The sequence below is a fragment of the uncultured Brachyspira sp. genome (genome assembly GCF_944390595.1).
Classification (GTDB): Bacteria; Spirochaetota; Brachyspiria; order Brachyspirales; family Brachyspiraceae; genus Brachyspira.
This window is the reverse complement of sequence record NZ_CALXRN010000002.1, coordinates 1-6,256: the sequence shown is the minus strand read 5'-3', so window position 1 is coordinate 6,256 and position 6,256 is coordinate 1. Positions and strand designations below refer to the sequence as shown.

Annotated in this window: 4 protein-coding genes and 1 pseudogene; 3 read left to right on the top strand and 2 right to left on the bottom strand. The window is 28.3% G+C overall.

Going from position 1 to position 6,256, the window contains the following annotated elements; all coding sequences use genetic code 11:
• Positions 1-766, bottom strand: a 766-nt coding sequence (gene flgG / locus Q0J90_RS00065; protein ID WP_297275975.1) for a flagellar basal-body rod protein FlgG, incomplete at its 3' end; no start/stop codon positions are given.
• A gap of 189 nt (positions 767-955) precedes the next feature.
• Here flgG and Q0J90_RS00060 point away from each other — a divergent pair.
• On the top strand, positions 956-1,723 hold the full coding sequence (locus Q0J90_RS00060) for a patatin-like phospholipase family protein (RefSeq protein ID WP_297275974.1): 768 nt from the start codon (positions 956-958) through the stop codon (positions 1,721-1,723).
• A gap of 22 nt (positions 1,724-1,745) precedes the next feature.
• Here Q0J90_RS00060 and Q0J90_RS00055 read toward each other — a convergent pair whose 3' ends face one another.
• Positions 1,746-2,363, bottom strand: a complete 618-nt coding sequence (locus tag Q0J90_RS00055) for a hypothetical protein (protein ID WP_297275973.1) — start codon at positions 2,361-2,363, stop codon at positions 1,746-1,748.
• 231 nt (positions 2,364-2,594) lie between these two features.
• On the opposite strand from Q0J90_RS00055, the gene Q0J90_RS00050 reads away from it, so the two are divergent.
• Together Q0J90_RS00050 and Q0J90_RS00045 are read left to right on the top strand one after the other, a co-directional pair.
• The gene (locus tag Q0J90_RS00050; RefSeq protein WP_297275972.1) at positions 2,595-5,690 is read left to right on the top strand and encodes a DEAD/DEAH box helicase; all 3,096 of its coding nucleotides are present in this window, start codon (positions 2,595-2,597) and stop codon (positions 5,688-5,690) included.
• A gap of 279 nt (positions 5,691-5,969) precedes the next feature.
• Positions 5,970-6,256 (top strand): annotated as a pseudogene (locus Q0J90_RS00045) (hypothetical protein); the annotation flags it as partial.

Below are 6,256 nucleotides of genomic sequence, written 5' to 3'. Positions count from 1 at the left end.
GTAAGTTATCACTTGTTTGTACTGCTTTAGAGTTCATTTCATAAGCTCTTTGAGCTACTATCATATCAACCATTTCATCAACAACTTTAACGTTTGACATTTCAACGAAACCTTGGTGAATTCTTGGGAATCCATTAGCACCAGGTTCTCCTTCAAAAGCAGGTCCGCTTGCTATAGTTTCTTTATATAAATTATCACCTATAGAAAGAAGTCCAGGCTGATTGATGAATCTATGAAGCGTAATTTGTCCTATTTCAACAGGATCATTTTCATCACCTATTTTTACAGAAACAGCACCTTCTCTTGATATGCTTATTTGCTCTACTAAGAAATTTTCAGGGAATACTATCTCTGGAACTAATCTGTATCCATTAGAAGTAACCATTTGACCATTAGCATCAATTTTGAAAGAACCATCTCTAGTATAAGCAACACTTCCATCAGGCATTAATACTTGGAAGAAACCTTCTCCCTCTAATGCTAAATCAAGTTTATTTCCTGTTGCCTGTAAAGAACCTTGATCAAACATCTTTTGTGTAGCAGCACTTTTTACACCAAGTCCTGTTTGAAGTCCTACAGGTGTTACAGTATCTTCTGTAGCAGGAGTTCCTTGTATTTTTAAGTTTTGATATATTAAATCTTCAAAATCAGCTCTAACTTTTTTATATCCTATAGTATTAACATTTGCAAGGTTATTGGCTATAGTATCAGTTTTGAACTGCATACCGTTCATACCGCTTGCAGCTGTCCATAAAGAACGTACCATATAATACACTCCATTATATTATAAATTTATTATATTATATTTTCGGTAATTACAAAAATTGCTTTATAGAATTTATATAAAAAATATTATGTTAATTAATTTTGTCATATTATAATTATTTTTATTGAAATTTTATTTTTTTTATATATTATTCGATATATATTTTTCACTAATTTTTATGGAGATAAAATGAAAAAATTGGGGCTTGTATTAGGAGGCGGAGGAGGAAGAGGAGCTTATCATATAGGCGTATGGAAATATTTAAAAGAGTCTGGTATTTATGATAAAGTTTCTGCTATTTCCGGTAATTCTGTAGGGGCTTTGAATTCTTGTCTTATGATTATGAATGATTATGAAGCAGCTCAAAAAGTTTGGACTGAAGAAATAGAAACAAAAATTCTAACGCCAAAAAAAATTAAAGATTATTTGAAAATTAATAAATCTTCTATGTTCGGTATATTCTCAAGAGAAGGATTGATTGAAGTTATAGATAAATATATTGATCTTAATCTTTTATCAAATTATCATTTTAATATATATGCATCATGTACGGAGTATAATGCTCCATTTTTTATAAAGCCTAAATATTTTAAATTAAACGGTAATTCTAATGATAGGATAAAGAAAATACTTTTAGCTACTTCTGCACTTATAGCTGTATTTCCAACAGAAAAAATTGATGATAAATTCTATCTTGACGGATGTTATACAGATGATTGTCCTATAGAACCTTTATATAGATATGAAAATTGTACGGATATAATAGTTGTTCATTTGGATTATAAAAAGCCTGTTCAAAAGAAGGATAATGTTGATATTTATGAAATTTATCCTTCTAAAGATTTAGGTAATTTTTTTCAAGGTGTTTTGGACTTCTCTCCAGAAGGTGCTGTAAAAAGAATAGAGCAGGGATATAATGATGCAAAAACTTATTTAAAAGATTTAAATATATTTTAGCTATACTAAATATTTATATATTTTATTTAAATAAATATTCTATTATAGAGCCTTTTTTTATATATGGTCTTATTTCATTTAATGTGAAAGGAATATCAACATAATATTCATTCATTACTTCACTTCTTTCCATATTTTCTTTAGTGAAAGAAATTGTACTGCTGAAATAATATGAGAATACAATACTGCCATTTTGTTTTATATAGAAAGAAAAGTCAGATATATTAACATCTTCAACATTATAATAAATACCTTCATCATTTTCCTTCTGTTCTAATTTTTTCTGTTCTTGTTTTTCTTTTGCTCTGAATAAATTGACAAAACTCTGATTATTTATGTCTACTATATCATTAATGGCAATATATCTGCCGTCATCTGCCGAAAAAGTCATATAGTTTTTATATACATCAATACTTGAGGTTTCACTGTTCCAGCCTGAAATTTCTATTTTAAAAGTAAAAATTTTTGAATCTTTATATGCAAGTTTTACTTCATATCCAGAAATATCTTTATTTTTAGAGAATTGTTCTTCAATCAAATTTTTAGCCATTTGTATTTTTTCATCATATGAATATCCGTATATATTGTATGAAAATATACATACAATAAAAATTGTTAAAAAAATGATTATTTTTTTCATGGTTCATTCCTTTTTATAATTATATAGTATAACATATTTTTATAGAAATAGTATCAAATTTGGTCTATATTAACATAATTTAGTTATCATAATATATAAAAAACTATTCCTTTTTACATATTAACAAAAATCATGTTTTTTTATACAATATATAATATTGACTTTTATTTATAATTCTATTATTATAAAAGCCATTAAAATAATGTGTAAAAATATAGTAAGGTTATTAGAATGAACACTAGGGGTAAGTCTAAAAAGAAAATTAAAGAGAATGATAATCCTTTTTTAAATCTTAATGCTCATGCTAGAGATGATGATGAATTGGCAAAAGCATCAATTAAAACTATAGCAAACAGCGTTGTTATTACAGAAAGCGATAATAAAAGAATAGATAGAAATAAAAAAGAAGAATCATCTGAAATAATGGATCCTTCCCGCAGAGATTGGCTTTATTATACTAGATCTCCTTTAATGGATAATTACAGAGATAATCTTTATAGGGAGTATTATAGTTTATCTGTATTATTATCTTTAAGAGGTGATAACAATAATGAAAGAACTTTAGGACTTTCCTTAAAATTAATAGATTTAGAAAATAAAAAGGAATTCAGAGTAGGAGAGCTTGAAAGCTTTTTATTTTCATGTGTTATTGGAGATAAGCAGAATATAGAAGATGATGAAAGAGTAATAGAACTTGAAGATTTCAGCAAGTCAGAAGCTAAATTAATAAGATTTTTGAATAATTTATACGCAGAGGCTAAACATGTACAGGAAAACGGTAAATTATGGTTTAAAGATTATGATGCTTATAGATGCTTATTGCTTTTGAAAGATATACCAAATATAAGACTTGAAAGCAGGGTAATTACATTCAGCGATGAAATTTTAAATTTACAGTTGGAAAGTTACTATAATGAAGAAAAAGATTTACTGCTTAATTTAAGTATAAAAGATGTTGATTTAAATAGAGTTTATACATTCGGAGAGAACTGCGGTTTTGTACTTTATAAAGATATTTTTTATGAAACTAATCCTTCATACCCTAAAATAAAAAAGAATATTTTTAAAGACAGTATAGTAGTAAAAAAAGATTATATAAAAGATTTCTGTTCAAGGGTTCTTCCTAATCTTAAAAAAGATTTTGATAATATAGAACTTCCTGAAGATATAAAAGAAAATGATATATTAGCTTTTCCTGCTCAGGCATTGGTATTTTTGGATTATGACGGAACTAATGTATTTTCTACTATAAAGTTTAAATATGGTTCTTTTACAGTTGATCCTTATTCCGGAAAGTTTACAAGCAGCAATATGTTTGATAATGAGGTTACTGAAATTTACAGAGATACTGAAAAAGAAGAATATTTCTGCAGAACTTTATCAAAATATTTAGAGAAGGTAGGGGACTATACATTTGCTACTTCAGATGATGAAAAGATATTCTATTTATGTTATAAAATACTTCCTGCACTTCAGGATAGAGGATGGACTTGTTATTATAGTGAATCTTTTAAATCATTGAAATTGAATGTTAAGCCTCTTAAAATGAGAGTTTCTTTAACTAAAGATATTAATTTCTTTGAGATTAATTTTTCATTTGAAGGAGTTAAAGAACTTCATGATTTATCAGAAATAGTAAGAGCTGTAAAGGTTGAAAATAAAGAATATATAAGACTTCAAAACGGTTCATTCGTACCTATAGATTTAGAAGTAATTGATTATATAGCTAAGATGTTTAAAGAAAATCCTATAGAACAGAAAGAGGATAATAGATATTTGCTTCCTATGTTCAGTGCTCCTTATTTTGCCGACATGCTTGAGAAACACAGCGGTATAGAATTAGATTTAGATGATAATGCTGTTGATACCATAGCTAATATAAAGCGTGTTGAATATGATGAAACTCCTCCTAAAGATATAGTTGGAGAGTTTAGAAGCTATCAATTAGTAGGTTATAAATGGCTTAGAAAATTGGCTGATATGTCATTAAACGGTATACTTGCCGATGATATGGGACTTGGTAAAAGTTTTCAGACTATAGCTACAATATTAAAAGAAAAAGAAAATGGCAATAAACTCACTTCATTAGTTGTTGCTCCTACTTCATGCGTTGCTAACTGGGAATGCGAGATTAAAAAATTTGCTCCTTCACTTGATGTTATAGTTTTATCAGGTAATTTAAAAACTAGAATGAAAAAAATCAGGGCTGTAAGCAATTATGATGTTGCAGTTATATCTTATTCTACATTAAGACGCGATGTAAAAGCACTTAGTGAAAATGAGTTTAACTATCTTATACTTGATGAGGCACAGCATATAAAGAATGCTAATACTCAGAATGCCAAAATGGTAAAGAGTTTAAAATCATTAAAAAGACTTGCTTTAAGCGGTACGCCTATAGAAAACAGCATAAGCGAGATGTGGTCAATGTTCGATTTTCTTATGCCTGGATTTTTAGGCAAGCATAAGGACTTTGTTGAAGATTATGAAGCTCCTATACTTGCAGGTTTGGATAGTTCAAATGAGGCATTGGACAATTTAAAAACTAGAATAGCACCTTTTATATTAAGAAGATTAAAAACAGATGTTTTAAAAGATTTACCTCCAAAGCATACTGTTGTAAGCTACTGCGATTTAACAAAAGATCAAAAAGAACTTTATATGTCTATACTTGAAGCGGCTAGAATAGAAATATTTGAAACAGTTAAACGTAAAGGTTTTGCTCAATCACATATAGAAATATTTTCAGCATTAACAAGATTAAGACAGGTATGCTGCCACCCAAGACTAATGCATGAAGATTTACGCGGTGAAAGTCATACAAGCGGTAAGTTTAATATGTTTATAGAGATGATAAAAGAAGCTATTTCAGGCGGACATAGCGTATTGGTATACAGTTCATTTACTAGAATGCTTAATCTTATGCGTTCGGCTTTCAAGAAACTAGGAATAGATTATTTTTATTTGGACGGAGCTACAAAGGACAGAATGGATTTAGTTCATAGATTCAATGCCGGAGAAGCACCTATATTTTTACTTAGCCTTAAAGCAGCAGGTACAGGGCTTACTCTTACTCAGGCGGACACTGTAATGCATTATGATTTATGGTGGAATCCGGCTGTTGAAGATCAAGCTACCGACAGAGCTTACAGAATAGGGCAGAAACGCGTTGTAACTAATTATAAGCTCATAACAAGAGGTACTATAGAAGAGAAGATACTTGAACTTCAGAATAAAAAGCGTTTGCTGATTGATACTGTAGTAGGCGATTCTATGGGAGACATAAATAAATTAAGCTGGGACGAAGTGAAGAATCTTATTAATTAAATTAAGAAATATATATTATTTTGACAATTTAAAATTATTTTAGTATATACCTAAACAACTATAGTTTGTCAATTTTTGATTATTTTTAAACGTAATTAAAATTTATAAATAATATAAAATATTAGCACATAGTAGCAAAATATATTTTTAAATGTAATATCAAAACTTATATTTGTACAATAATAAGTAATCAGCCTCACGTATAGCGGACTTTTGATAAGAATATGCAATACCGTGCGGGAAGGTGCTGCGAAGCATACCTACGGTAGCAGCTCGCGGTTGACAAACTTAAAAATTTTTAGTATAGTTTATTTTATGCTGTCAGATAAAGATTTTAATAAAATTATTTCTTGGGCTTCGGATTTAGAAATACAAAATTTTCCAAGAAGTAAAGAAGAATTAGAGAATATTGAAGAGCTTGATTTATATGATTTGCCTTGTAATTTATTTTTAGATGAAATTTCTAAATTAAAATCATTAAAAAGAATTTGGTTTATGTATAATGATTTTGATGAAATACCGAATTTTATTTATAGTTTGGAAAATCTTGAAGAAATAAATTTATC

What these genes read in the sequence shown, in the direction of transcription:
- Q0J90_RS00050 (WP_297275972.1), top strand. Translation starts at nt 2,595, where the DNA reads ATGAACACTAGGGGTAAGTCTAAAAAGAAAATTAAAGAGAATGATAAT.
- Q0J90_RS00060 (WP_297275974.1), top strand. Translation starts at nt 956, where the DNA reads ATGAAAAAATTGGGGCTTGTATTAGGAGGCGGAGGAGGAAGAGGAGCT.
- Q0J90_RS00055 (WP_297275973.1), bottom strand. Translation starts at nt 2,363, where the DNA reads ATGAAAAAAATAATCATTTTTTTAACAATTTTTATTGTATGTATATTT.